The organism is Collinsella sp. An2, from assembly GCF_002160065.1.
In the GTDB taxonomy this organism is placed as follows: domain Bacteria; phylum Actinomycetota; class Coriobacteriia; order Coriobacteriales; family Coriobacteriaceae; genus Limicola.
This window is the reverse complement of the sequence record NZ_NFJW01000014.1, coordinates 21,386-44,218: the sequence shown is the minus strand read 5'-3', so window position 1 is coordinate 44,218 and position 22,833 is coordinate 21,386. Positions and strand designations below refer to the sequence as shown.

Sequence of the window (22,833 nt, the reverse complement as noted above, 5' to 3'; positions counted from 1 at the left end):
CGCTCATGCCGCAAACGGAAAAAGAAGACCCTCCGCCCGGTTGATGGAGAGCGCGGGCGCGCCCTTCGGGGCGCGCCTTTTTGTATGCTTCGCCCTGGTTCTGTTGGGCGACATGGTCCCCCCTTTTACCCATGCTGGACGGCAATTATGCGTCCAGGTCATGCCATTTCGGCTACAATACCATGGGTTATTGTCACAGGTTCTCCGTAACCTGGATACAAGAGGGGAAAGCATATGGGTCTCATAGCATTTCTCGTCGCCGTACCGTTGGTTGCAGCCGCGCTGCTCATGCTGTTCCGCTCGGACCAGCAGCGCTCGGTTATCACCATCGTCGCGGCGGCCGCCACGGGCTTGGGCGCCGTGGCGTTTGCGGTCCAGCACCTGTTTGGGAGCTTCTCGATGTTCGAGTTGCCCCAGGAGGTCAGCTACATCATCACCTGGGTTATGACGGGCGTGGATATCATCCTGTGCGCCGTCATCCTGTGGTCGGCGGTGCGTTACCGCAATCGTCTGGCGTTCGTGCTTGGCCTGGTCCAGACGCTGGGCGTCATCTGGTTTGCCAACATGACGCTTCCCGAGGGTGCCGAGCACATGCTCGAGATGCCGCTCTACGTGGATCAGCTCTCGGTGATCATGGTCCTCATCGTCGGCCTCGTGGGCAGCGCCATCTGCGTGTATGCGCTTGGCTACATGAAGGACTTCCAGCATCATGAGCCTGCCGGCGCACCGGATCGCCGCCATTTCTTCAGCGCGCTCATGTTCCTGTTCCTGGCCGCCATGTTTGTGATCGTGCTCTCCGACAATCTCGAGTGGATGTTCACGGGCTGGGAGATCACCACGGTGTGCTCGTTCCTCATGATCGGCTACACCAAGACGGACGAGGCCATCCACAACTCCTTCCGTCAGATCAACCTCAACATGATCGGCGGCATCGCGTTCCTCGTGGCGCTCGTCATCATTCACCTGACCGGGCTGCCCATGTCGCTCTCCGCGCTTCCCGTGGTTGCGAACTCCATGGTCGCCCCGCTGCTCATCTTCCCGATCATGCTGCTCTCGATCGCTGGCCTCACCAAGGCTGCGCAGATGCCGTTCCAGAGTTGGCTTCTGGGCGCCATGGTCGCGCCGACCCCCACGAGTGCGCTGCTGCACTCCTCCACCATGGTCAAGGCCGGTGTCTTCCTGCTGGTGAAGCTCGCTCCGCTCTACCTCGTGTACCCGGTGGCCTCCACCATGGTGGTCTCCATCGGCGGCATCACCTTCGTGCTGTGCTCGTTCATGGCCATCACGCAGAGCAACGCCAAGCGCGTGCTCGCGTACTCCACGATCGCCAACCTGGGTCTCATCTCTGCCTGCGCGGGCGTGGGCACGGCCGAGGCGGTCTGGGCTGCCATCTTCCTTATCATCTTCCATACCGTGTCTAAGTCCGTGCTGTTCCTGTGCGTCGGCACGGTCGAGCATCGCATCGGCAGCCGCAACATCGAGGACATGGACGGCCTCTTCAGCCGTCTGCCGCACCTCACCCGCTTCATGATGCTCGGCATCATGGGCATGTTCGTGGCACCGTTTGGCATGCTCATCTCCAAGTGGGCGACGCTCGTCTCCTTTGCCGAGACCGGCAACGTCATCTTCCTGATCCTGCTCGCCTTCGGCTCCGCCGCGACGTTCTTCTTCTGGGCCAAGTGGCTCGGCAAGCTCGCCGGCGTCGCGCAGAAGGCCGAGAACGTCGAGGGCGGCGTTCACAAGACCGAGTGGTTTGCCATCGGATTCATCTCGGCGCTGCTCATCGCCTGTTGCGTGCTGCTGCCGGTGATTTCGCAGACAGTCGTGGGGCCGTACCTCGAGGGCGCCTTCGGCCAGATGCCTCAGCTGATCGGCGTCGACAACATGCTCATCATGGCCGCGATCGTGGTGTTTATCGCCATCGTGCTGCTTACCCCGTGGGGCCGTGACAGCAAGAAGCGCCGCGTGTCCGTCTACCTTGGCGGCACCTGCACCGACCCGGACGGCCGTCAGTATCACGGCTCCATGGGCCGCACCATGACGAGCTCCAAGCGCAACTGGTACATGCAGGATATCTTTACGGAGAGCCGCCTTACCACGGTTGGCCTCATCCTGTGCATCGCACTCATCCTCATGGCCTTTGCCGCGTGCTTCATCTTCAACTACGGCTTCCTGGCCGGCGGCGCGTTCTTCGTCGACCGCCAGGTGCTGCTGGTGGGTCCGGACCTTCTGGGCATCCTCATCGGCGTCGTGGTCTTTGCCGTGGCCGCTCCCATTCTTGGCTGCCTGCTCGATGGTCTCGACCGCAAGGTGAGCGCACACATGCAGGGCCGCGTGGGTCCGCGTCTGCTGCAGCCGTACTATGACGTGCGCAAGCTGCTCGTGAAGGAGGACGCGTCGGTCAACGCGATCGACGAGGCCTACGTCACCTGCGCCCTCATCTTCTGCATTCTGGCGGGCGGCCTGTTCATCTCGGGCTCCAACCTGCTTATGTGCGTCTTCCTGGTCACGCTGGGCACGCTCTTCGTGATCCTTGCGGCCTACTCTGCTCGCAGCCCCTATGCCGACACGGGCGCCGATCGTGAGTGCCTGCAGGTCATGTCCTACGAGCCCATGCTCATGATCATGACGGTCGGCTTCTTCACCGCCACGCAGTCCTTCGACGTCGCGCGCCTGCTGAACCTCGAGCAGCCGATCATCGTGACGCTCATCCCTATTTTCCTGGGTCTGCTGTTCATCCTGACCATCAAGCTGCGCAAGTCGCCGTTCGACCTGTCCTACAGCCACCATGCGCACCAGGAGATCGTCAAGGGCATCACGACCGAGATGAGCGGCCGTACGCTCGCCAAGATCGAGATCATGCACTGGAGCGAGAGCATCCTGTTCCTCATGTGGGTCGCCATGTTCTTCATCTGGGACAACCCGATCTCCATCGTCGTGGGTATCGTCGTGGCCCTGGCCGCCTGGTTCTTCGAGGTGTGCATCGACAATAACTTCGCGCGTATGAAGTGGCAGTCCTGCCTCAAGATGGCATGGCTCGTGGCGCTCGTGACGGGCGTCGTGAACCTCTTCTACGTCCTCATCACCCCGTTCATCTAAGGAAGCGAGCGTCATGGGATATTCTTCGAAATCACCTTGGCTCATCCACTACGACGGATCGAGCTGCAACGGCTGCGACATCGAGGTCCTCGACAGCATGATGCCGCTCTATGACATCGAGCGCTTCGGCATCATCAACACGGGCAACCCCAAGCACGCCGACATCTTCCTCATCACGGGGGCCATCAACCACCAGAACGTCAACGTGGTGAAGCACATCTACGAGCAGATGCTCGAGCCGAAGGTCGTCGTGGCCTGCGGCATCTGCGCCTGCACGGGCGGCGTCTTCAAGGATGCCTACAACGTCATCGGCGGCGCCGACAAGGCGATTCCCGTAGACGTGTACGCCCCGGGCTGCGCGGTGCGCCCCGAGACCATCATCGACGCGGTGCTCAAGGCCGTAGAGATCCTTGACCAGAAGGCCGAGAAGCTCAAGGCCGCCGAGAAGAACGCTTAAAGGAGGCGTGATGTACACCACTGAGTTCACCGACATCCCGCTTCGTGACCTGCTCACGACGGTGCAGTCGCTCAAGCACGAGGGCATCCGCTTCGTGCAGATGTGCGCCGAGACCACTGAGGCGGGCATCGACCTGCTCTACACGTTCTATGACGAGACCTGCGACAAGGCCATCAACCTGTGCATCTATGGCATCGACGAGACCTCCGAGGTGCCGTCGATTCAGGGTCTGTACTTCGCGGCGTTCTCGTATGAGAACGAGACGCACGACCTGTACGGCGTCCACTTCGTCAACATGGAGCTCGACTTTGGCGGCAATTTCTTCAACGTTGCCACCGACGCTCCCATGACGGTGATCACGCCCGAGCAGAAGGCGGAGCGCGACAAGCTGGCCAAGCAGAAGGCTGCCGCCGCCGCAAAGGCGCGCAAGGCCGCCGAGGCCAAGCAGGCTGCCGAGGCAGACGCCGCGGCCGGTCAGAAGGCCGATGCCGCCGCTGCCGGGAAGAACGCCGGCGCCGTGGCCGACAAGGCCGATCCTGTCGCCAAGCCCGCCGTTTCTGCCGAAGCTGCGGCCGAGCGTGCAAAGAAGATGGAAGAGAAGCTAGCGAACATGGACCCCGAGAAGGCCGCCAAGGTGCGTGCCGCGATGGCCGCCAAGGCTGCGAAGGCGTCCGCCAAGGAGGGGGAGTAGCATGGCAACCCGTTCGGTCCTTCCGTTTGGTCCGCAGCACCCGGTGCTTCCGGAGCCCGTTCACCTGGACCTGGTTGTCGAGGACGAGCATGTCATCGAGGCCATTCCGCAGATCGGCTTCGTGCACCGCGGCCTCGAGAAGCTCGTGGGCAAGCGTGACTTCAATCAGTTTGTATACGTCGCCGAGCGCACCTGCGGCATCTGCAGCGTGGGCCACGGCTGGGGCTATGTAAGCGCGACCGAGAAGCTGCTTGGCCTTGAGATGCCTCGCCGCGTCGAGTACCTGCGCACCATCCTCGAGGAGCTTTCGCGTGTTCACTCCCACCTGCTGTGGCTGGGCCTTCTGGCCGACGCGTTTGGCTTCGAGGCGCTCTTCAACCACTGCTGGCGCCTGCGCGAGACGGTGCTCGACATTTTCCAGGAGACCTGCGGCGGCCGCATCATCCTGTCCATCATGATCGTGGGCGGCATGGCCCACGACATCGAGGACTCGGTGCTCAAGGGCGTCTGCGACAAGCTCGACTCCATCAAGCGCGACTACCACGAGATCGTGGAGACCATGCTCAACGACACGTCGGTCAAAAGCAGGCTCTGCGGCGTGGGTTACATCTCCTTCGAGGACGCGCTCGAGCTGTCCATGGTTGGTCCCTTCGCCAAGGGCTCGGGTGTCGAGCACGACATGCGCACGACCGGCTACAGCGCCTACGGCGACCTGGAACATTTCGAGCCCATCATCTCCAACGAGTGCGACTGCTATGCGCGTTGCAAGGTGCGCTGCGCCGAGGTCTACCAGGCCATCGACATCATCAAGGAGCTCGTCTCCAAGATGCCGCACGACGGCATCGGCGGCAAGCCGAAGGCCAAGGTCGTGCCCGAGGGACAGTCCCACGTGCTCATCGAGCAACCGCGCGGCGAGGCGTTCTACTACGTGCGCGGCAACGGCACCAAGTACCTCGACCGCTTCCGCCTGCGCACGCCCACCTCGCAGAACCTGGGCGGTCTCGTGAAGGCGCTGCAGGGCGTCGACTTGGCCGACGTGCCGATGATCATCCTGACGATCGACCCGTGCATCAGCTGCACGGAAAGGTAGGCGAGCATGGGAACGTTCAAACTGGGAAAACTGACGCTGCGCTCGCTGTTTAGCAAGCCGGCAACGGTGCGCTATCCGTATGAGAAGCGCGATTTCGAGAAGCTTTTCCCGCACCTGCGCGGACACGTGGTGAACGACATCGACACGTGCATTCTGTGCGGCATGTGCCAGCGCGCCTGCCCGGTAGGCGCCATCACGGTCGACCGCAAGGGCGGCGACTGGACGATCGATCCGTATCGCTGCATCCAGTGCGCCAGCTGCACGCACGAGTGCCCGAAGGACTGCCTGTCCATGGACGTGCACACCACGGAGCCCACGACCGAGCTGCATGTGATCACCGTGCACAAGGACATGCCGGCAAAGCCCGCCGCCAAGGCTGGCGCCGCGGGGGCTGCCAAGGGCGCTGGCGCTGCGGCTGCCAAGCCGAAGCGTGAGCTCACGCCCGAGCAGCAGGCTCGCGTCGAGGCTGCCCGCAAGGCCGCCGCGGCCAAAAAGGCCGCCAAGGCGGGCGACGGCGATGCCGCTCCTGCTGCTACCGCGGAGGCGCCTGCAGCCGCGGCACCTGCTCAGGCGGATGCCGCCGCCGATGAGCGCGCCAAGAAGATGGAGGAGAAGCTCGCCAACATGGACCCGGAGAAGGCTGCCAAGGTCCGTGCCGCGCTTGCCGCCAAGGCTGCGAAGGATGCCGCCAAGTAAGCTGTTCGCTTGCGGGGTCGCGTAGCCCGAGTGCGGGGTGACTGCCTGCGCCTGAGGCTCGCGGACATTCCTTCAGATAGAGACGATTCGGTCGGGCTGTCGCCATGTGCGGCGGCCCGACCGCTTTTTACGCACGCGGATCGTGCAAGGTGCCGCATGCCCGCTCCCATGCTGCAAGAAGGTTACGCTCAAGCGGAGATTGCATGCGAGTTCCTGCCGTTCGATAGGTGCGTGGTACAGTTCTAACGTCGCGTGTGGCTTCGTCGCACGTCGATGCGACAGCGCAAGCAGGTCGAAAGGAACACGCGTATGTGCGGATTCGTCGGATTCACCGGCACTCTTGATAACAGGCGGGGCGTCCTTACCGCCATGATGGACCGCATCGTTCACCGCGGCCCCGACATGGGCGGTACGCACCTTACCGATGACGTGGCCATGGGATTTCGCCGTCTGTCCATTCTGGACCTTACCGAGGCGGGAGCCCAGCCCATGGGCAACGAGGACGGCAGCGTCTTTGTGACCTTCAACGGCGAGATCTACAACTTCCAGGAGCTTCGCCGCGAGCTTGAGGCCGCCGGCCACACGTTCCACTGCAATGCCGATACCGAGGTGCTCGTACATGGTTACGAGGAGTGGGGCGAGCAGCTGGTCGACCGTCTGCGCGGCATGTATGGCTTTGTCATCTACGACGGTCACAACCACAAGCTTTTCGGCGCTCGCGACATCTTTGGCATCAAGCCGTTCTATTACTATCGCACCGCCTCGGGCGATTTGCTGTTCGGCAGCGAGATCAAGAGCTTCTTGGAGCATCCGGGCTTTGTGAAGGCCGTGAACAAGAAGGCGCTGCGTCCGTATCTGACACTGCAGTTCCCGGCGACGGACGAGACGTTCTTCGCGGGCGTGTACAAGCTTCCTGCCGCGCACTGCTTCAGCTACGACATCGCCACGGGCGCCCTCAACGTGCGTCGCTACTGGGACGCCGATTTCTCGGACGACAACTCGAAGACCTTCGACGAGTACGTGGACGAGTGCGATGCCGTGGTGCACGAGAGCGTCGCGGCCCATCGCATTGCCGACGTCAAGGTGGGGTCGTTCCTTTCCGGCGGCGTCGACTCCAGCTACATTGCCGCTTGCCTCATGCCCGACAATACGTTCTCGGTTGGCTTCGACTACAAGGACTTCAACGAGACGAACTATGCGGCCGAGCTGTCGGACAAGCTCGGCATCAAGAACTTCCGCAAGATGATCACCGCCGATGAGTTCTTCGAGGCGCTGCCCCAGATTCAGTACCACATGGATGAGCCTCAGTCGAATCTTTCGAGCGTGCCGCTGTGGTTTTTGGCCAAGCTCGCACGCGAGCAGGTGACCGTCGTGCTTTCGGGCGAGGGCGCAGACGAGCTCTTTGCCGGCTATGCCTGGTACGAAGACGTGCCGTCCATCGCGCGCTACAAGCGCCTCGTGCCGCGCGGCATCCGCCGTGCACTGGGTAACTTCGTGGCCGACAAGCACTACTTCAAGGGTCGTAACTTCCTGCTCAAGGGCGCCGAGATGCCCGAGAAGTGGTTCGTTGGCCAGGCGTATGTGTATCGCACCGACGAGGCCGACGACGTGCTGAAGCCGGAATACGCGACCGGTCCGGACGCCTTCGAGGTCGCTCGTCCCATCTATGACCGCGTGCAGGGCTTCTGCCCGCTTTCGAAGCAGCAGTACCTCGACATGAACATGTGGCTGCCGGGAGATATTCTGCTCAAGGCGGATAAGATGTGCATGGCGCACTCGCTGGAGCTACGCGTGCCGTTCTTGGATAAGAAGGTCATGGAGTTCGCCGAGCACGTACCGGCCCGCTATCGCGTCAACGAGCACGGCAACAAACAGGTGCTGCGTCACGCTGCGAACCGCTGCCTTCCCGACGAGTGGGCTACGCGTCCCAAGAAGGGTTTCCCGGTTCCCTTCAAGTTCTGGCTGCGCGAGCAGAAGTACTACGACTACGTGAAGGAGTATTTCACGGCGCCGTGGGCGGAGGAGTTCTTCGACACCGACAAACTTATGCACATGCTCGACGAGCACTTTGAGGGCCGCGCGCTCAACCAGCGCAAGATCTATACGGCGCTCACGTTCCTCATCTGGTATAAGCGCTACTTCATCGACGAGTAGCGCGCAGACGGGCGTAACGCTTGCGTATGCACAGGGCCGACCTCAGGATGTGGGGCCGGCCCTGTTGCGTTCGATGGGTTGTGGTTTAGCGGCCTGGCGGCCTGGCCGGTCGAGGGTCCATTGCCTGGCGGCTTGGCTGGCGGCCCGGCCCATCCTGCTGGCGCGATGGCCATCCTGCTGGGGCGGGCCTGCCCATGCGTTCCAGGCGGCCCGGTCTAGCGGCCCGAAGCTCCGAGGAACTCGCGGGCCAGCGCAAGGTCGCTCTTGACCTCGGGATAGTCGTCCCCGCGATGCTGCCGGGTCTCATCACCCTTGGCGAGCAGCAGCACGACCGCCCCCTCGGGCGCGTCCATGCCGGCCTCCAGCGCGCGGCGGACGGCGGCCTCTCGGTCGCAGATGACCGCATGCGCGACGCCGGCCGGGGTGTTGGAGGCAAGCTCGGCGCAGATGTCTTCGACGCGCTCGTGGGCGGGGTCCTCTTCGGTGTAGATGATGAGGTCCGCGTACTCGCCGGCGACACGGGGCAGCACCTCGCGACGCTCCTGGGCCTTGCCGCCGGGGGCACCGAAGACCGCGATGATGCGGCGCTCGGGATACTCGGCCTTGACGGAGCCGAAGAGCGTCTTGAATGAGAGCTCGTTGTGGGCATAGTCCACAATCGCGAGCACGCGCCCGTCGGCCGAGGGGACAAGCTCCATGCGGCCGGGCACGCGTACGTGCGCAAGGCCGGCGGCGATGGCGTCGTAGGACACGCCCATGAGGCGAGCGCAAGCGATGGCAGCAAGGGCGTTGTCGACGTTGAACAGGCCCGCCATACCAAGCGTGATGCGGTGGCGCTCCTCGCCCTCAAGGACGTCGAAGGATAGGCCTGCCGGCGTGCTCTCGACGTTGTTGGCTGTGAAGTCGGCAGCGGGGATCGATGCCTCTGAGGTAGACGTTTGTGCATGAATGGCCTGCAGCGTGACCACGCGACGGGCCTGCCGGGCGGCGGCAAGTACTTCCTCGACGTGATCGGTGCCCAGGTTCACCACGGCCACGTCGCACTGCTCGAAAATGCGCAGCTTGCTGGCGAAGTAGTCTTCAAAGGTAGGGTGCTCAACGCTGGATATGTGGTCGCGCCCGATGTTGAGGAAGCATCCGATGGACAGGGGCAGCCCCAGCACGCGGTCGTACTTGAGCCCCTGGCTCGAGACCTCCATGATCATGTGGTGGCGGCCGGAAGCAACGGTGTTGTGCAGGTGGCGCCAAAGGTCGGGCGACTCGGGTGTGGTGTTGTGGCTCTCGAAGTGCTGAACGCCGTCATCGGTCTCGATCGAGCCCAGGATGGAGGTGTCGATGTCGGCTGCGGTCATGATCGACCGTAGCATGTAGGCAACCGTCGACTTTCCTTTGGTGCCGGTGATGCCGCAGATGGTGAGGTCGCGCTCGGGGTGGTTGTAGATGGCGGGAGCGACGAGGGCCATCGCGCGGCGCACGTTCGAGACGACGATTGCCGGCGTGTCGGGGGCGGCAGCGGCGAGCTCGGCCGGTGCATCGAGGTCGGCGTCGGCGGCTTCGCAGAGATAGGCGGCGGCGCCACGGCCGATGGCATCGGCGAGGAACTGGGGCTTAAAGGCGGCTCCCTTGCACACAAAGAGGTTTCCTTCCTCGACGGTGCGCGAGTCGATGGACATGCCGACGACGGTTGTGGGGCGGCTTGCCGTGGGCAGCAGAGTGCGGGTGTCGACGCCGCGTGAGCGCAGGATGTCGGCAAGTTCGTCGATTGAGCAGGCGGGGAGGGAGGATGCGGTGAGAGAGGTCGTCACAATAGGCTCCTTTGTGGTGGTTGACTGAAGGGTATTGTACCTATGTCCACGTTTAGGGGCGTGCGGCGAGTGTGCGTGCACGAGGTCGAGACACATGTCGGGCTGCGGGCGGGGCCGCAGGCGGGCGACGGGCCGCAGGTGGGTGGCGGCAGCGGGCGGGCTGGCGACGGGCCGCGGGCAGGCGACGGGCCGCGGGCGAGCTACGGGCCGCGTTGTGCGGCGATATACACGCTCGTCGGCGGAATTGCGGCAATCTACACGTTCAGGGCCCGAATAGGGGGCCTCGAGCGTGTGGATTGCCGCATCATAGAACCTGAGCGTGTGTTTTGCCACAATTCTGCTGGCAGGCACGCTCTATCCGTTCTGCGTATATGCTGCCATGAAAAACGCGTATGCCTTGTTGCGGCGGCATCGGGGATAATGGACGTGTAACGTAAGGCGCGGACCTTCGCCTGGGCCGCGCAATCCAATCGCCATCGATTCTGGGGAGGGTCACATGGCAGAAAAAGCCAAGGTCTACTACTGCAATCTGCGTACTCACGGCCGCGAGAGCCAGCTTGATAAACTCAAGCGGCTCATCAAGCGTGCGGGTATCGAGCAGATTGATTTCGAGAACAAGTTCGTCGCTATCAAGATTCACTTCGGCGAGCTGGGTAACCTGAGCTTTCTGCGTCCTAACTATGCCCGCGCCGTCGCAGATGTGGTGAAGGAGCTGGGTGGCAAGCCCTTCCTCACCGACTGCAACACGCTCTATGTGGGCAGCCGCAAAAACGCGCTCGAGCACATCGACTGCGCCTACCAGAACGGCTTCACGCCGTATGCAACCGGCTGTCACGTGATCATCGCCGACGGCCTCAAGGGCACCGACGAGACGCTCGTGCCCGTGAAGAACGGCGAGTACGTGAAGGAAGCCAAGATCGGCCACGCTCTCATGGACGCCGACATCGTCATCAGCCTTACGCATTTCAAGGGGCATGAGCAGGCCGGCTTTGGCGGTGCCATGAAGAACCTCGGCATGGGTGGCGGCAGCCGCGCCGGCAAGATGGAGCAGCACGCCGCCGGCAAGCCGAGCTGCGACACGTCGAAGTGCGTCGGGTGCCGCGCGTGCGAGCGCATCTGTGCCCACGGTGCCATCAGCTTTGACGAGACCCGCGAGCGCGAGCTTGCTAACGGTTCCACCCGTACCGTGCATGTGGCCACGATCGATCACGACCGTTGCGTGGGCTGCGGCCGCTGCATCGGCGCCTGCAACCAGGACGCCATCGAGCCGGATTACGACGCCGCAGTCGACGTGCTCAACTACAAGATTGCCGAGTACACGCAGGCCGTGGTGCAGGATCGTCCCAACTTCCACATCTCGCTCGCCATCGACATCTCGCCCAACTGCGACTGCCACGCCGAGAACGACACGCCTATCGTGCCCGACCTTGGCATGTTTGCGAGCTTTGACCCGGTTGCGATCGATAAGGCTTGCATCGATATGGCGCTTGCTGCGCCGGCCATGCCCGACACCGAGCTTACCGAGATGCGCGACAAGCTGGAGGCCGAGGGCGGCGTCCCCGAGCGCTGTGAGCACGACCACTTCAACATGACCCATCCCGACACCAACTGGCGCTCGATGATCGAGCACGCCGAGAAGATTGGCCTGGGCACGAGCGATTACGAGCTCATCGAGGTCAAATAGGCCCTGCTTTCATAACCGCGTTGCGCCACGACACCGGGCGCCGGCTCCTCAGAGAAGAGGCGCCGGTGCCCTCTCCTTTTGCCATTGGGGACGGGTACAAATGACAGACGGTCTAGGACGTGCCATTGGGGACGTGCCAATGGGGACGGGTACGTTTGACAGACGGCCTCGTAGGCCGGGAAATCTGCCAACCGTACCCGTCCCCAATGGCACGTCTGCCAACCGTACCCGTCCCCATTGGCAAAATCTGTCATTTGTACCCGTCCCCAATGGCAAATGGCAGTCCCCAATGGCAAGGGGTGGGGTGCCGTTCTGTAACAATGCCTTGTGTGCCAGCAAGCAGATTTGCTATAGTTTTGGGCAGTTTATTCATTTGTTTGGAGGATCGTTCACGTCTATGCCCGCACCGAGCGACAGTTCCACACCCCGAAGTATTTCGGGCACGGATGCCGAGTCCGCGCCCTCACAGGGTGATGCTGCATGCCCTGTCGCCGATGACGTCTGCGCAACCTGTCACAAACGGCGTCGATCCTGTCCAAAATACCCGCGCGTGTCGCACGGTGGCGACAACGCTTCGCACGAACCTCCGCTCTATACGCTTGGCGAGGAGATTGCCAATTCCATCACACATGGCATCGGCTGTTTGCTGGCCATTGCCGGGTTGGTTTTGCTCATCGTGAAGGCAGCGCTTGGTGGCGCGGCGCCTACGCATCTGGCCTCGGCCATCGTGTTCGGCGTCACGCTCATCTTGGAGTATCTCGCTTCAACGCTCTACCACGCCATCCAGGTGCCAGCGGCCAAACGTATCTTCCGCATCATCGACCACAGCTGTATCTATCTGCTCATTGCGGGCAGCTATACGCCGTTTTGCCTCATCACTCTGGTGAACGAGGGCGGCGTCGTGCTTTTCGTGCTCGTGTGGACCTTGGCCTTTGCGGGCATTTCCTTCGAGATCATAGGGCGACAGCGCCAGCCGCGTTGGGTGACCATCCTCATCTACCTCATCATGGGATGGCTCGTGGTGTTCCGTCTGCCGCAGCTCATCGTCTCGCTCGACCCGGTGGCGCTCGCGCTGCTCACCGTGGGCGGCATCTGCTACACCATCGGCACGGCGTTCTATGTCATGAAGAAGATCCGCTACATGCATAGCGTCTGGCACCTGTGGGTGCTCGCGGGCAGCGTCTTCATATTCATGGCGGTGATCCTGTACGTGATCTAGCTGAGACCTCGCACCCGGCTTGCCTGCGGCGGCCGCGGTGCCTCGCCGTCCCCCGGGGTCTGCATCTGCAGACCTCATCTCGCACCTACCAGGAGGTTTGATTCATCGCCATGGGCATGATTGTCTTTTCCATTGTTGCCACCTTGCTGCTCACCGTGTTGAACGGCTTTTTCTCCATGTCGGAAATGGCCCTCACCACGGCCAAACGCGCCAGTCTCGAGCATGATGCCGAGGAGGGCGACCGTCGTGCCTCCCAGGCGCTCGAGCTCGCCGCGGACTCGACCGACTTTCTTGCTACCATCCAGGTCGCCATCACGCTTGTGGGCTTCTTCTCGGCCACCGTTTCCTCCAACACACTTTCCGACCCGCTGACCCGTTGGCTCGAGTCCTTCGGCCTAGCTCCGCTCTCGGCGATCGCGCCCGTGGTGTCACCGATCGTCATCACGCTCATCGTATCCTATCTTTCCATCGTCATCGGCGAGCTCGTGCCCAAGCGCATCGGTCTGTCCGATGCCGAGGGCATGGCGAAGTCGGTCGCCGGCACCATCATGGTGTTCCGCCGCATCGCCAAGCCGCTCGTGTGGCTCACCCAGGCAAGTGCCAACGGCATCTCTGCGGTGCTGGGCATCAAGAGCGCCGACGACCGCCAGAACGTCTCCGAGGAAGAGATCAAATACATGGTCTCCGAGCAGGACACGCTGCTCGACGAAGAGAAGCGCATGATTCACGAGATCTTCGACCTGGGCGACGCGGTGGCGCGCGAGGTCATGGTGCCGCGCGTGGACGTGACCATGGCAGAGGATACCGACAGCATCGAGGAAGTGCTTGACGTCATGCGCCGCACGGGCTATTCGCGCATTCCCGTCTTCCATGAAGACCCGGACTGCGTGACGGGCATCGCGCATATCAAGGACCTGATCGAGCTGGCGCTTTCGAGCGAGGGCAAGCGCCCGGTGAAGTCCTGCCTGAGGGACGCCACCTTCGTGCCCGATACCAAGGACATCCTGCCGCTGCTTTCCGAGATGCAGACCGCCCACGAGCAGATGGTCGTCGTGGTGGACGAGTACGGCGGCACGGCCGGCGTTATCACCATCGAGGACATCGTCGAGGAGATCGTGGGCGAGATCGAGGACGAGTTCGACCCCGACAACAAGTACCTCACCCGCCTCTCGCGCCGCGAATGGCTGGTCGACGGCCGCTTTGCCTGCGACGACGCCAAGGAGCTGGGCTGGCCCATTGAACTTTCCGATGACTACGAGACCATTGCAGGCTGGATTTTGGAAGTCTGCGACGGCGTACCTAATATTGGAGAGATAATCGAAGCCGAGGGGTACAAGTTCAAGGTGCAGTCCATGCGCGGCCAACGCATCTCGCTCATCCGTGTGATCGCTCCGGCCGAGGAGGACCACAAGGCCGACGACCCGGCGGGAAGCGACGACGATGCGTCGGCCGAGCAGCGCACGGAGTCCGGTCGCACGGACGCACGCGCCAAGGACGCGCAGGACGCGCGCGCCGACAAGTAAGCCGGTCGAGGAACGGAGAGTCATGGCAGAGCTGTTCAACATCTTGAAGATCACCGTGGACGAGGACAAGGCTCGCGTACGGGTTCTGGTGAACCCTGACATGCCGCTTCGGACGTCGGAGGATATCGAGGCCACCGCGCGGGTGTACTACCTGGCGCCTGCTATCGCCAAGCACGTGTGCCTGGGCGATGCCGGTAGCGAGTTCCAGGATTGCATGGGCGACACCGAGATCGCGCACCTGCTGGAGCACCTGACGGTCGAGATCATGAACGAGACGGGCCTGGCGGGCGACATCTCGTGCGGGCGCACGCGCGCCATCGAGAACGATCCCCGTGTCTACGAGATTGAGCTGTCCTGTCCTGACGACGCCCTGACCATCGGGTCGCTTTCGTCGGCGATCTTCATGATGGACTGGGCGTTTCTGCATGCCGACATGCAGGCACCCGATCTGCCTGGCACGGTCGAGGCACTGCGTCGGCTGGTGCTCTCGCTGCGCGGCGAGGGCGAGGACGAGTCGCCTGCCGACGAGCACGAGGGCGAAGGCATTTCCGACGAAGCCGGTGACGGCACCTCCGAAGACGAGGCGGGCTTCGACGCGGGCGCGGACGAGCCCGTGGTGGGCGGCATCGACGTCGAAGGCACTGCCAGCCTCGACCCCGACGACCGGGAAGACGGGGAGCAGCCGGTCTTTGGCGGCGCTGCCGCAGGCTATACGGAGTAGAAACGCCAGCGTGACGGGCCGATCGGCCATGCGGGCCAAGTCGCGACGAGCGCGATGAGCCCTGGCCGTTACCGCGCCGTTCACACCGTTTGCAGGGGTGCCGGCGCGTCTCCATGCCGTCCGGGTATAATGGGGAGCCATCAACGCCAATCCTCACACGGGAGGGAATAGACATGGGCAAGACTTTTAGCTTCGTTGTGGGCGCCACGTTGGGCGCTGCCGCAGGCACCATCATCGGTATTCTGGTCGCCCCGCGTTCGGGCGCCGAGACCCGCGCCATGGCCGCCGACATGGCCAACGACGCGTGGGACAACGCCCGCGATATGTATGACCAGGGCGTCGAGCAGGCTCGCGCCGCTGTAAACGACTTTGGTCCCATGGTCGACGCCAAGACCGATGAGCTTCGTGCCAAGGTCGACCTTGCCCGCGAGCGCATGGACCAGCTGCGCGAGACCCTGAACGAGGCTGTGTCTGGCGGCGCCGTGACACCGGCCGTCGACGTCGAGGTCGAGTTCGCCGATCCCCTGAAGGACGCCGCAGCTAACGCCGAGGCCTAATGCGCGCTCAGGACTTCCAGGGCCTCAAGGTCTATCGAGCCGTACCGAAGGACAAGCAGACGCGCAAGGACGGAACCCCGCGCGATCCTCGCAAGCTGGGCAAGGTGCACTTTCCGGTGTTCACCCCCGACGGCCTGCGCATGGTTGGCTTCATGGTCACACCGCCCGACGTGGTGGGCATGATCAAGCAGCCGGACCGTTTCGTGGCGTTCGACGCGTTCTCGGTGTACGAGGGCGTGTTTGTGGTGGCCGACGACAAGGCATCCTACGACAAGGCCGCTGCAAAGCGTTTGGGTATCGATTTGGACGCCTGCATCATCTGGTGCGGCATGGACGTGGTCACCGAGTCGGGAACGCGGCTGGGATACTGCGCCGACGCCGACTTCAATCCCAAGACGGGCCGCGTGAAGAGCTTCTTCCTCACGGCCGGGGCGGCTGCGACCACGCTGCTTGGCAACGTCGAGATGCCGGCGAGCTACCTGCGCGGCTACCGCGACGGCGCCATGATCGTGGCCGATGAGGCCGCCTCGCTTGAGGTCTCGGGCGGCATGGCCGCCAAGGCCGCCGAGGCGAGTGTGGTCATCGGCGACAAGGTCAAGAAGGGCGCCCGCACGCTTGACGAGAAGGGCTCTGCGGCCGTCGATAAGGGCAGCCGTGCCCTGGGCCGCCAGCTGGGAAAGACGCGCGGCATGTTCACCGCCTTCAAAGACGAGTTCAAAAAGGCGGCGGGACCTGCGCCCAAGAAAAAGAACAACAGGTAGCATAGCCGGCGAGACCTCTCCGCCGGCTTGCCGCCTGCATGTTGAGGAGGAGAACCATTGCCTAACTACACCACCTCCTACTCGAGATCCAAGCCGCATATGCGTCGGGGAAGGGGCGGCACCGGCTACCAGCTTCCGAGCGCCCGCCAGCGCACGGCGCGCCGCCGCGGGGCCGTATATCTCAATCACTCGCAAGGATTCGGGCGCCGTCGTCAGGGCTTTCGGGCCGGCGGCAACAATTCACGCAGGCCATATGCCATCATTGCGGTTGCCTGCGCGTTCCTGTTCTTTATCGCCAGCATCATCTGGTATGTGAACCGTTCGGTCGAGATTACGCTGAACGGCGAGAGCGCGTCTGTGCGCATCAACTCTACGATAGAACAGCTGATCTCGGACCAGGGGCTTGATGAGACGACCCAGGCGGGAGACCTCCTGGCCGTTGACGATTCGGTGCTGGAGCGCGAGGGCGGCGACCGCTATGCGATCACGCTCAACGGGAAGTCCGTGTCGTTGGACGACATCTCCACGACCGAGCTCACAGGTGGCGAAGAGGTCACCGTCGAGGACGGTCCCGACACCTACGAGGAGCACGATGTACAGGCCACGACTATTGCCCCGACGCTTACCGTAAGCGGTACGGGCGCCTTCCAATATGTGAAGACATGGGGCGTGCCCGGCAGGTCGGAGGTCTGGACGGGCAAGCAGTCGGGCATCACGGCCGATCGCGGTGTGGTGAAGGAGGTCGTCAACTGCGAGGTGGCGGCTTCCTCGGTATCGCCCGATGAGGGCAGCTATATCGCGCTCACCTTTGACGAGGGTCCCAGCGACTATACCCAGCAAATCGTGCAGATTCTGAAGGACAAAGGTGTAAAGGCCACCTTCTTTTTGTCCGGTGACGCCGTGGAGGCCAATCCTGCGGCCGCAAAGGCCATAGCCGACGCCGGCTGCGAGCTGGGTTCGAACTCCTATAGCGACACGAACCTCACCAAGCTTGCGGGCGACGAGCTGCGCGATCAGCTTACGCGCGGCTTCGACGCCATAGACGAGGCGACGGGCTCAAGCGTGAGCCTGCTTCGTGCGCCGTACGCGGCCTTTTCCGATGAGAACTGGGCCGAGGCGATGGATCTGGTGAGCGCGGTCGTGTCGTGGAACGTCGACTCGGGAGACTGGCTGCTGCCCGGAGCGGACCAGGTGGTGTCGGACGTCTGCGACTCTGTGCGCAACGGCAACGTCGTGCTGCTTACCGACAACGCCGAGACCGGCGCCCAGACCGTGGAAGCGCTGCCTGACCTCATCGATCAGCTGCAGGACAAGGGCTATACGCTCGTGACGCTTTCGGAGCTGGTGAAAACCGACGAGAGCCTGGCCGAGGCCCTCAACCTCTCGAAGGTGTCCATGCCCAAGGACGCCGTGCTTCCCACTATCGCCGAGGAGTCCTGACGGCCATCGGGGCGCCCTACGACACGGCGGATGCGCTCACGCACACCTTTGAAGCGTATTCGACGAGTTAAATTGGTCCGATAGAAACTCCCTACACCTGCTATAGTATGGGCGGTTGCCACGAGGCAGCCGCCTTTTTTAGGGTCAACCAACCAAAGGATGCAAGGTGAAATCAAAACCTCGACCTCACAGTCGTTGACCCCTGCGGGTGCTCCTGGAGCGCGCGTACGGGGTTGTCCGTTGCGCCAAATGCGGATACCCGCCGTTTGCGTGCGCGTTCCATACAAGCCGTTTTGCCTGGTCGCACGGCCTGCGGCCGGCTGCTGAAGGAGCACCATGAACTACCTATCCGAGATGCTCAAGCTGCCCGTCATCGATGTGGACGGGGAAGAGCTCGGCGTCGTGAACGACCTGGGCATCGCCACCGGCGAGGTCTTTCCCCATGTGACGTCGCTTGCCTTCCAGGGCCCTGCGAAGACACCCTTTATGATCTCGTGGCGCAAGTATGTCGACCATTTCGACAACACGGGCGTCTATCTCAAGGCCTCCCAGGCCGACGTGCGCTTTTCCTATCTGCAGCCCGATGAGGTGCTGTTGGCACGCGATATCCTGAACAAGCAGATCGTCGACACGCAGGGGCTCAAGGTCGTGCGCGTCAACGACCTCAAGCTGTCGGCCTCGGGCGAAAACCAGCTTCGCCTGCTCGGCGCCGAGGTGGGCATTCGCGGCCTGCTGCGCGCACTGCATCCGGCCTTGGAACGCTTCGTAGAGCGGGCGGCCAAGCTTATGGGCAAGCCGCTTCCCGAGCACATCATCGCCTGGTCGTACATGGACCTGCTTGAGCGCAGCACCCAGCAGATCAAGCTCTCCGTCTCGCACAAGACGCTCGACGAGCTGCACCCTGCGGATATCGCCGACATCATCGAGCAGCTGGACCCGCGGCTGCGCGGCGAGGTCTTTGCCCAGCTTGACACGGCGCAGGCCGCCGAGGCCATCAGCGAGTTCGACGACGAGGAGCTTGTCGCCGAGATGCTCGAGGGCATGAGCGACCGCGACGCCTCGTCCATGCTCGCCCTCATGGACCCCGACGACGCTGCGGCCCTCATCGAGGAGCTCGATTACGAGAAGGCCGAGAAGCTTCTGCGCCTCATGGGCGTCAAGGAGGAGCGCGCGATTCGTAACCTGCTCGGCTACGAAGAGGACACCGCAGGCCGCATCATGACCTCGGAGTTCGTCGCGCTGCCGGCGACCTCGACGGTGGACGACGCCATCGAGGGCCTGCGCAAGCTGGACGAGGACTTCGAGAGCGTCTACTACGTCTATACCACCGACCCGGCCGGTGCGCTCACCGGCGTGCTCTCGCTGCGCGCGCTCATCGTGGCCGACCACGATGCGCGCCTGGACAGCCTTGCCTATCGCGACGTCGTTTGGGTGGCGCCCGATGTGGACCAGGAGGACGTGGCCGAGGAGATGTCCAAGTACAACCTGGCCGCCATCCCGGTCTGCGACGAGAACCGCCACATTCTGGGCATCGTCACGGTGGACGACGCCATGGAGGTCATGTCGGAGGAGCATCAGGAAGACCTGCAGATCGCCGGCATGGGCTCGGGCGAGGGAAGCGTCGGTGGCGAGTCGCTGCATGCGCTCACCTGGTTCTCCAAGCGCCATTACTGGATTTTGGTATGGGCGATCGCCTCGGGCATTCTCGCTTCTGTGACCGCCGGGCTTACAAGCTTCGAGAACGCGTTCATCTATCCCATGTGCGCCATGCCCGTGGCGCTGCTTGCAGCGAGCCGCTCCACCGCGTTTGTGCGCAACTGGTATCTGGAGAACGACCGCGACGACGAGGGTCGTCCGTACCTGGCGTTCTGGCTGCAGACCACCGGCGTGGGCGTGGCGCTTGCGCTGGTGGTGTACCTGTGCGGCCAGCTCGTGGTGGGTGCAGCCTTCTCGGACGCATCGTCGGTACCGGCACAGCTTCTCACCTGGAGCTTTGGCGTCGCGGCGCTCGTCTCGCTGCTGAGCTGCTTCAGCTCGGTGGGCTATCTCAAGGTGCTGTTCTGGCGCGATGACCACGACCTCAACACCTCGGGCACCGCGCTGAGCGTTCTCGCCGTGTTCATAGCCGCCGCGCTGTACTCGGCCGCCTCCGTCGCCGTCGTCTCGCTTATCGCGGGATAGCCCGGCATCGTAGGGAGGACGGTCTCGTGGTACGGGGAACCAGAGATAAGCTGACGCTTGCCGCGATCCTAGGGGCGATGGGCCCCGGTCTTCTGGCCGCGCTTGCCGGCAACGACGCCGGCGGCATCGCGACCTACTCGAGTGACGGCGCGAAATACGGCTTCGGCATGCTGTGGATTCTGCCCGTGATGGCGCTGCTGCTCATCGTGGTGCAGGAGACGGCCACGCGCTGCGGCTGCGTGACGGGCAAGGGCTTCGCATCGCTCATCCGCGAGCGCTTCGGCGTGCGCCGGAGTGCGCTCGCCATGGCGGCGCTGCTGATCGCCAACACCGCGGTCACCATCTCGGAGTTCGCGGGCATCGCGAGCGGCCTGTCGCTCTTTGGCGTGTCGCCTGCGATTTCGGTTCCGCTCATGGCGCTTGTGGTGTGGCTGCTCACCATGTCGGGCAGCTTCCAGCGTATCGAGAAGATTCTGCTGCTGGTGAGCTGCGTGTTTTTGACCTACGTGGTCGCCGCCTTCATGGTGGGGCCCGATTGGGGCCAGGTGCTACGCGCCACCGTGACCCCCCAGGTTGAGAGCGATCCCAGCTATATTTCGCTGCTGGTGGCGACCATCGGCACCACCATTGCGCCGTGGATGATCTTTCTCGCGCAGAACAACGTGGTGGACAAGAACGCCGACGCCGACGATCTGCCGCTGCAGCGCGTGGATGCCATCTCGGGCTCGGTGATCTCGTGCATCGTGGCGTGGTTCATTATCGTCACCACCGGGGCCGTGCTCTTTCCCGCAGGCATCCAGATCTCGGACGCGGCGGATGCGGCCCGCGCGCTCGAACCCATCGTGGGCGAGTGGTCGACGGTGCTCTTCGCGGCCGGACTGGTGGCGGCGAGCTTTTTGGCCGCGTGCGTGCTTCCGGGCGTGACGTCTTCGGCCATCTGCGAGGCCTTCGGCTGGGAGCGCGGCGCCGACCGCACCTGGGAGGAGGCGCCGGCCTATCGCGGCATCATCACGGCGGTGATCGTGGTCTCTGCGCTGCTCGTCATCCTGCCCGGGGTCGACCTGTTTGGCATCATGATGGTCTCGCAGGTCATCAACGGCGTGCTGCTGCCAGCGCTTCTGGTGTTTTTGGTGCTCATCGCAAGCGACCGACGCATCATGGGGGAGTACCGCAACGGGCGCGTGTGGAACCTGCTTACCTGGGTGACCGTGGTGCTCATCACGGTGCTCACTGTGTGCATGTTCGTGCTTCAGTTCTTGGGATTCTAGTGGCGCCGTCGCGTGCCGGCGGCTACCGATGCGTGCGCGTCGCCCCCGGGGGTGCTCTGCTATGCTTGTCGACAGGATATGCATCGTCAAGCCGAGATAGGAGTTCTCATGGAGGCTTACAAGCAGGAGTTCATCGAGTTCATGGTCCAAAGCGACGTGCTCAAGTTTGGTGAGTTCACGCTCAAAAGCGGGCGCAAGTCGCCGTTTTTCATGAACGCCGGCGCGTATGTGACGGGCTATCAGCTCAAGAAGCTTGGCGAATACTATGCCCGCGCCATTCACGATAACTTCGGGCTGGACTTCGACGTGCTGTTTGGCCCGGCGTATAAGGGCATCCCGCTGTCGGTGGTCACGGCCATTGCCATGCATGACCTGTACGGCAAGGAGGTTCGCTACTGCTCCAACCGCAAGGAGGTCAAGGACCACGGCGCCGATGCGGGCAACCTTTTGGGCTACGAGCTTCAGGACGGCGACCGCGTGGTCATGGTCGAGGACGTAACCACCTCGGGCAAGTCCATCGACGAGACCTATCCCATCGTGACCGGTGCGGCAAACGTCGAGGTCAAGGGTCTTATCGTGTCGCTTAACCGCATGGAGGTCGGCAAGGGCGGCGTCGTGACCGCCCAGCAGGAGATCACCGAGCGCTACGGGTTCCCGGTCGCGTCCATCGTGAGCATGGCCGAGGTCGTCGAGCACCTGTATGGGCGCGAGGTCGACGGCCGCGTGGTGATCGACGACGCGGTGAAGGCGGCGCTCGATGCCTACTACGAGCAGTATGGCGTGAAGCAGTAACTATCAGCGGGGCTGTTGCGGCGTGTGCTGTGTAGCCCGTGGTATGGGGGAGGACCCATGAAGAAGATCCTGCTGGTTCCGATCATGATGCTTGCGGCGCTTTGCCTGGCGGTGCTGCCCGGCTGCGGCGGCCCGTCGGTGGAGGACCTGATTCGCCAGGACCTGACCGAGCAGCTCGACGAGATCAAAGAAGGGGGAGACGACTTCCTCGATGAGATCGTCGAGGCCTCGGGCGAGGATTTCCAGACGCTGGGCATCGATGCCAAGGAGTTTGCGAAGGCCTATCTCGACGGCTTTGACTATTCGATCGGCGACATCTCGGTCGACGACAAGACCGCTACGGCGACGGTGGACATCACCATCAAGTCCCTGCAGGACATCATGAACAACTTCCAGACTCAGTTCGCAGACCAGCTGGGGTCGCTCGACCTGTCGGCTCAGGAGGATGAGCAGGGCCTCTATACGATGGCGGGTGAGGTGCTCATGCAGGTGGTTCAGGAGGCGCAGCCGCGCACCGTTACCTGCAACCTGCCCTATTCGTGCGACGACGAGGGCGTGTGGTCTGAGGACGATGCAGCCGAGACCGAGCTCATGAACGCGCTGTTCTCGTAGCGCACCTTCAGATAACATGCGGCCGCGCATGCGGCATGGGGCGGCGCGCCGGGGGACACCCACGGCGCGCCGCCCCTTTTGTG

18 protein-coding genes are annotated in these 22,833 nt (G+C 63.1%); 17 read left to right on the top strand and 1 reads right to left on the bottom strand.

What is annotated here, in order from left to right; translation table 11 throughout:
* Window positions 1-234: 234 nt before the first annotated feature.
* The 6 genes from B5F33_RS08670 (at window position 235) to asnB (ending at window position 8,187) form a co-directional block, all read left to right on the top strand.
* Window positions 235-3,099 carry a proton-conducting transporter membrane subunit gene (locus tag B5F33_RS08670; RefSeq protein ID WP_087411414.1) on the top strand — a complete coding sequence of 955 codons (2,865 nt, stop codon included), beginning with the start codon at window positions 235-237 and terminating at the stop codon, window positions 3,097-3,099.
* Window positions 3,100-3,112: 13 nt separating this feature from the next.
* Window positions 3,113-3,556 (top strand): NADH-quinone oxidoreductase subunit NuoB, encoded by a 444-nt coding sequence (nuoB, locus tag B5F33_RS08665; RefSeq protein ID WP_087411413.1) that lies wholly within the window; start codon window positions 3,113-3,115, stop codon window positions 3,554-3,556.
* A gap of 10 nt (window positions 3,557-3,566) precedes the next feature.
* The gene (locus B5F33_RS08660; RefSeq protein WP_087411412.1) at window positions 3,567-4,247 is read left to right on the top strand and encodes an NADH-quinone oxidoreductase subunit C; all 681 of its coding nucleotides are present in this window, start codon (window positions 3,567-3,569) and stop codon (window positions 4,245-4,247) included.
* Between the two features lies 1 nt (window position 4,248).
* The gene (locus B5F33_RS08655) at window positions 4,249-5,337 is read left to right on the top strand and encodes a nickel-dependent hydrogenase large subunit (protein ID WP_087411411.1); all 1,089 of its coding nucleotides are present in this window, start codon (window positions 4,249-4,251) and stop codon (window positions 5,335-5,337) included.
* A gap of 6 nt (window positions 5,338-5,343) precedes the next feature.
* Complete coding sequence (locus tag B5F33_RS08650; RefSeq protein ID WP_087411410.1) at window positions 5,344-6,033, top strand: 4Fe-4S binding protein; 690 nt, start codon at window positions 5,344-5,346, stop codon at window positions 6,031-6,033.
* A 309-nt stretch (window positions 6,034-6,342) separates the two neighbouring features.
* Entirely contained in the window at window positions 6,343-8,187 is a 1,845-nt protein-coding gene (gene asnB, locus B5F33_RS08645) for an asparagine synthase (glutamine-hydrolyzing) (RefSeq protein WP_087411409.1), read from the top strand.
* Window positions 8,188-8,402: 215 nt separating this feature from the next.
* Here the strand turns inward: asnB and B5F33_RS08640 are convergent, their stop codons facing one another.
* Window positions 8,403-9,992: a UDP-N-acetylmuramoyl-L-alanyl-D-glutamate--2,6-diaminopimelate ligase gene (locus B5F33_RS08640; protein ID WP_239284991.1), complete on the bottom strand. Its 1,590-nt coding sequence runs from the start codon at window positions 9,990-9,992 to the stop codon at window positions 8,403-8,405.
* Window positions 9,993-10,488: 496 nt separating this feature from the next.
* Here B5F33_RS08640 and B5F33_RS08635 point away from each other — a divergent pair, with 496 nt between their 5' ends.
* The 11 genes from B5F33_RS08635 to B5F33_RS08585 all read left to right on the top strand — a co-directional run bounded on the left by B5F33_RS08635 (window position 10,489) and on the right by B5F33_RS08585 (window position 22,750).
* Window positions 10,489-11,676 carry a DUF362 domain-containing protein gene (locus B5F33_RS08635; protein WP_087411408.1) on the top strand — a complete coding sequence of 396 codons (1,188 nt, stop codon included), beginning with the start codon at window positions 10,489-10,491 and terminating at the stop codon, window positions 11,674-11,676.
* A gap of 550 nt (window positions 11,677-12,226) precedes the next feature.
* Entirely contained in the window at window positions 12,227-12,895 is a 669-nt protein-coding gene (locus tag B5F33_RS08630; RefSeq protein WP_087411407.1) for a hemolysin III family protein, read from the top strand.
* A gap of 110 nt (window positions 12,896-13,005) precedes the next feature.
* Window positions 13,006-14,418 carry a hemolysin family protein gene (locus B5F33_RS08625; protein ID WP_087411406.1) on the top strand — a complete coding sequence of 471 codons (1,413 nt, stop codon included), beginning with the start codon at window positions 13,006-13,008 and terminating at the stop codon, window positions 14,416-14,418.
* Window positions 14,419-14,440: 22 nt separating this feature from the next.
* Window positions 14,441-15,139 (top strand): hypothetical protein, encoded by a 699-nt coding sequence (locus tag B5F33_RS08620; RefSeq protein ID WP_239284989.1) that lies wholly within the window; start codon window positions 14,441-14,443, stop codon window positions 15,137-15,139.
* 173 nt (window positions 15,140-15,312) lie between these two features.
* Complete coding sequence (locus B5F33_RS08615) at window positions 15,313-15,696, top strand: YtxH domain-containing protein (RefSeq protein WP_087411405.1); 384 nt, start codon at window positions 15,313-15,315, stop codon at window positions 15,694-15,696.
* Window positions 15,696-16,457 carry a hypothetical protein gene (locus tag B5F33_RS08610; protein ID WP_087411404.1) on the top strand — a complete coding sequence of 254 codons (762 nt, stop codon included), beginning with the start codon at window positions 15,696-15,698 and terminating at the stop codon, window positions 16,455-16,457. Before B5F33_RS08615 ends, B5F33_RS08610 begins: the two co-directional genes overlap by 1 nt.
* A gap of 57 nt (window positions 16,458-16,514) precedes the next feature.
* Window positions 16,515-17,897: a polysaccharide deacetylase family protein gene (locus B5F33_RS08605; RefSeq protein ID WP_087411403.1), complete on the top strand. Its 1,383-nt coding sequence runs from the start codon at window positions 16,515-16,517 to the stop codon at window positions 17,895-17,897.
* A 336-nt stretch (window positions 17,898-18,233) separates the two neighbouring features.
* A complete protein-coding gene (locus tag B5F33_RS08600; RefSeq protein ID WP_087411402.1) occupies window positions 18,234-20,078 on the top strand; it encodes a CBS domain-containing protein in 1,845 nt (614 codons plus the stop codon).
* A 77-nt stretch (window positions 20,079-20,155) separates the two neighbouring features.
* A complete protein-coding gene (locus B5F33_RS08595) occupies window positions 20,156-21,346 on the top strand; it encodes an Nramp family divalent metal transporter (RefSeq protein WP_087411401.1) in 1,191 nt (396 codons plus the stop codon).
* A 108-nt stretch (window positions 21,347-21,454) separates the two neighbouring features.
* Window positions 21,455-22,138 (top strand): orotate phosphoribosyltransferase, encoded by a 684-nt coding sequence (gene pyrE / locus B5F33_RS08590; protein WP_087411400.1) that lies wholly within the window; start codon window positions 21,455-21,457, stop codon window positions 22,136-22,138.
* A gap of 57 nt (window positions 22,139-22,195) precedes the next feature.
* Window positions 22,196-22,750 (top strand): hypothetical protein, encoded by a 555-nt coding sequence (locus tag B5F33_RS08585; protein ID WP_087411399.1) that lies wholly within the window; start codon window positions 22,196-22,198, stop codon window positions 22,748-22,750.
* Window positions 22,751-22,833: the final 83 nt, after the last annotated feature.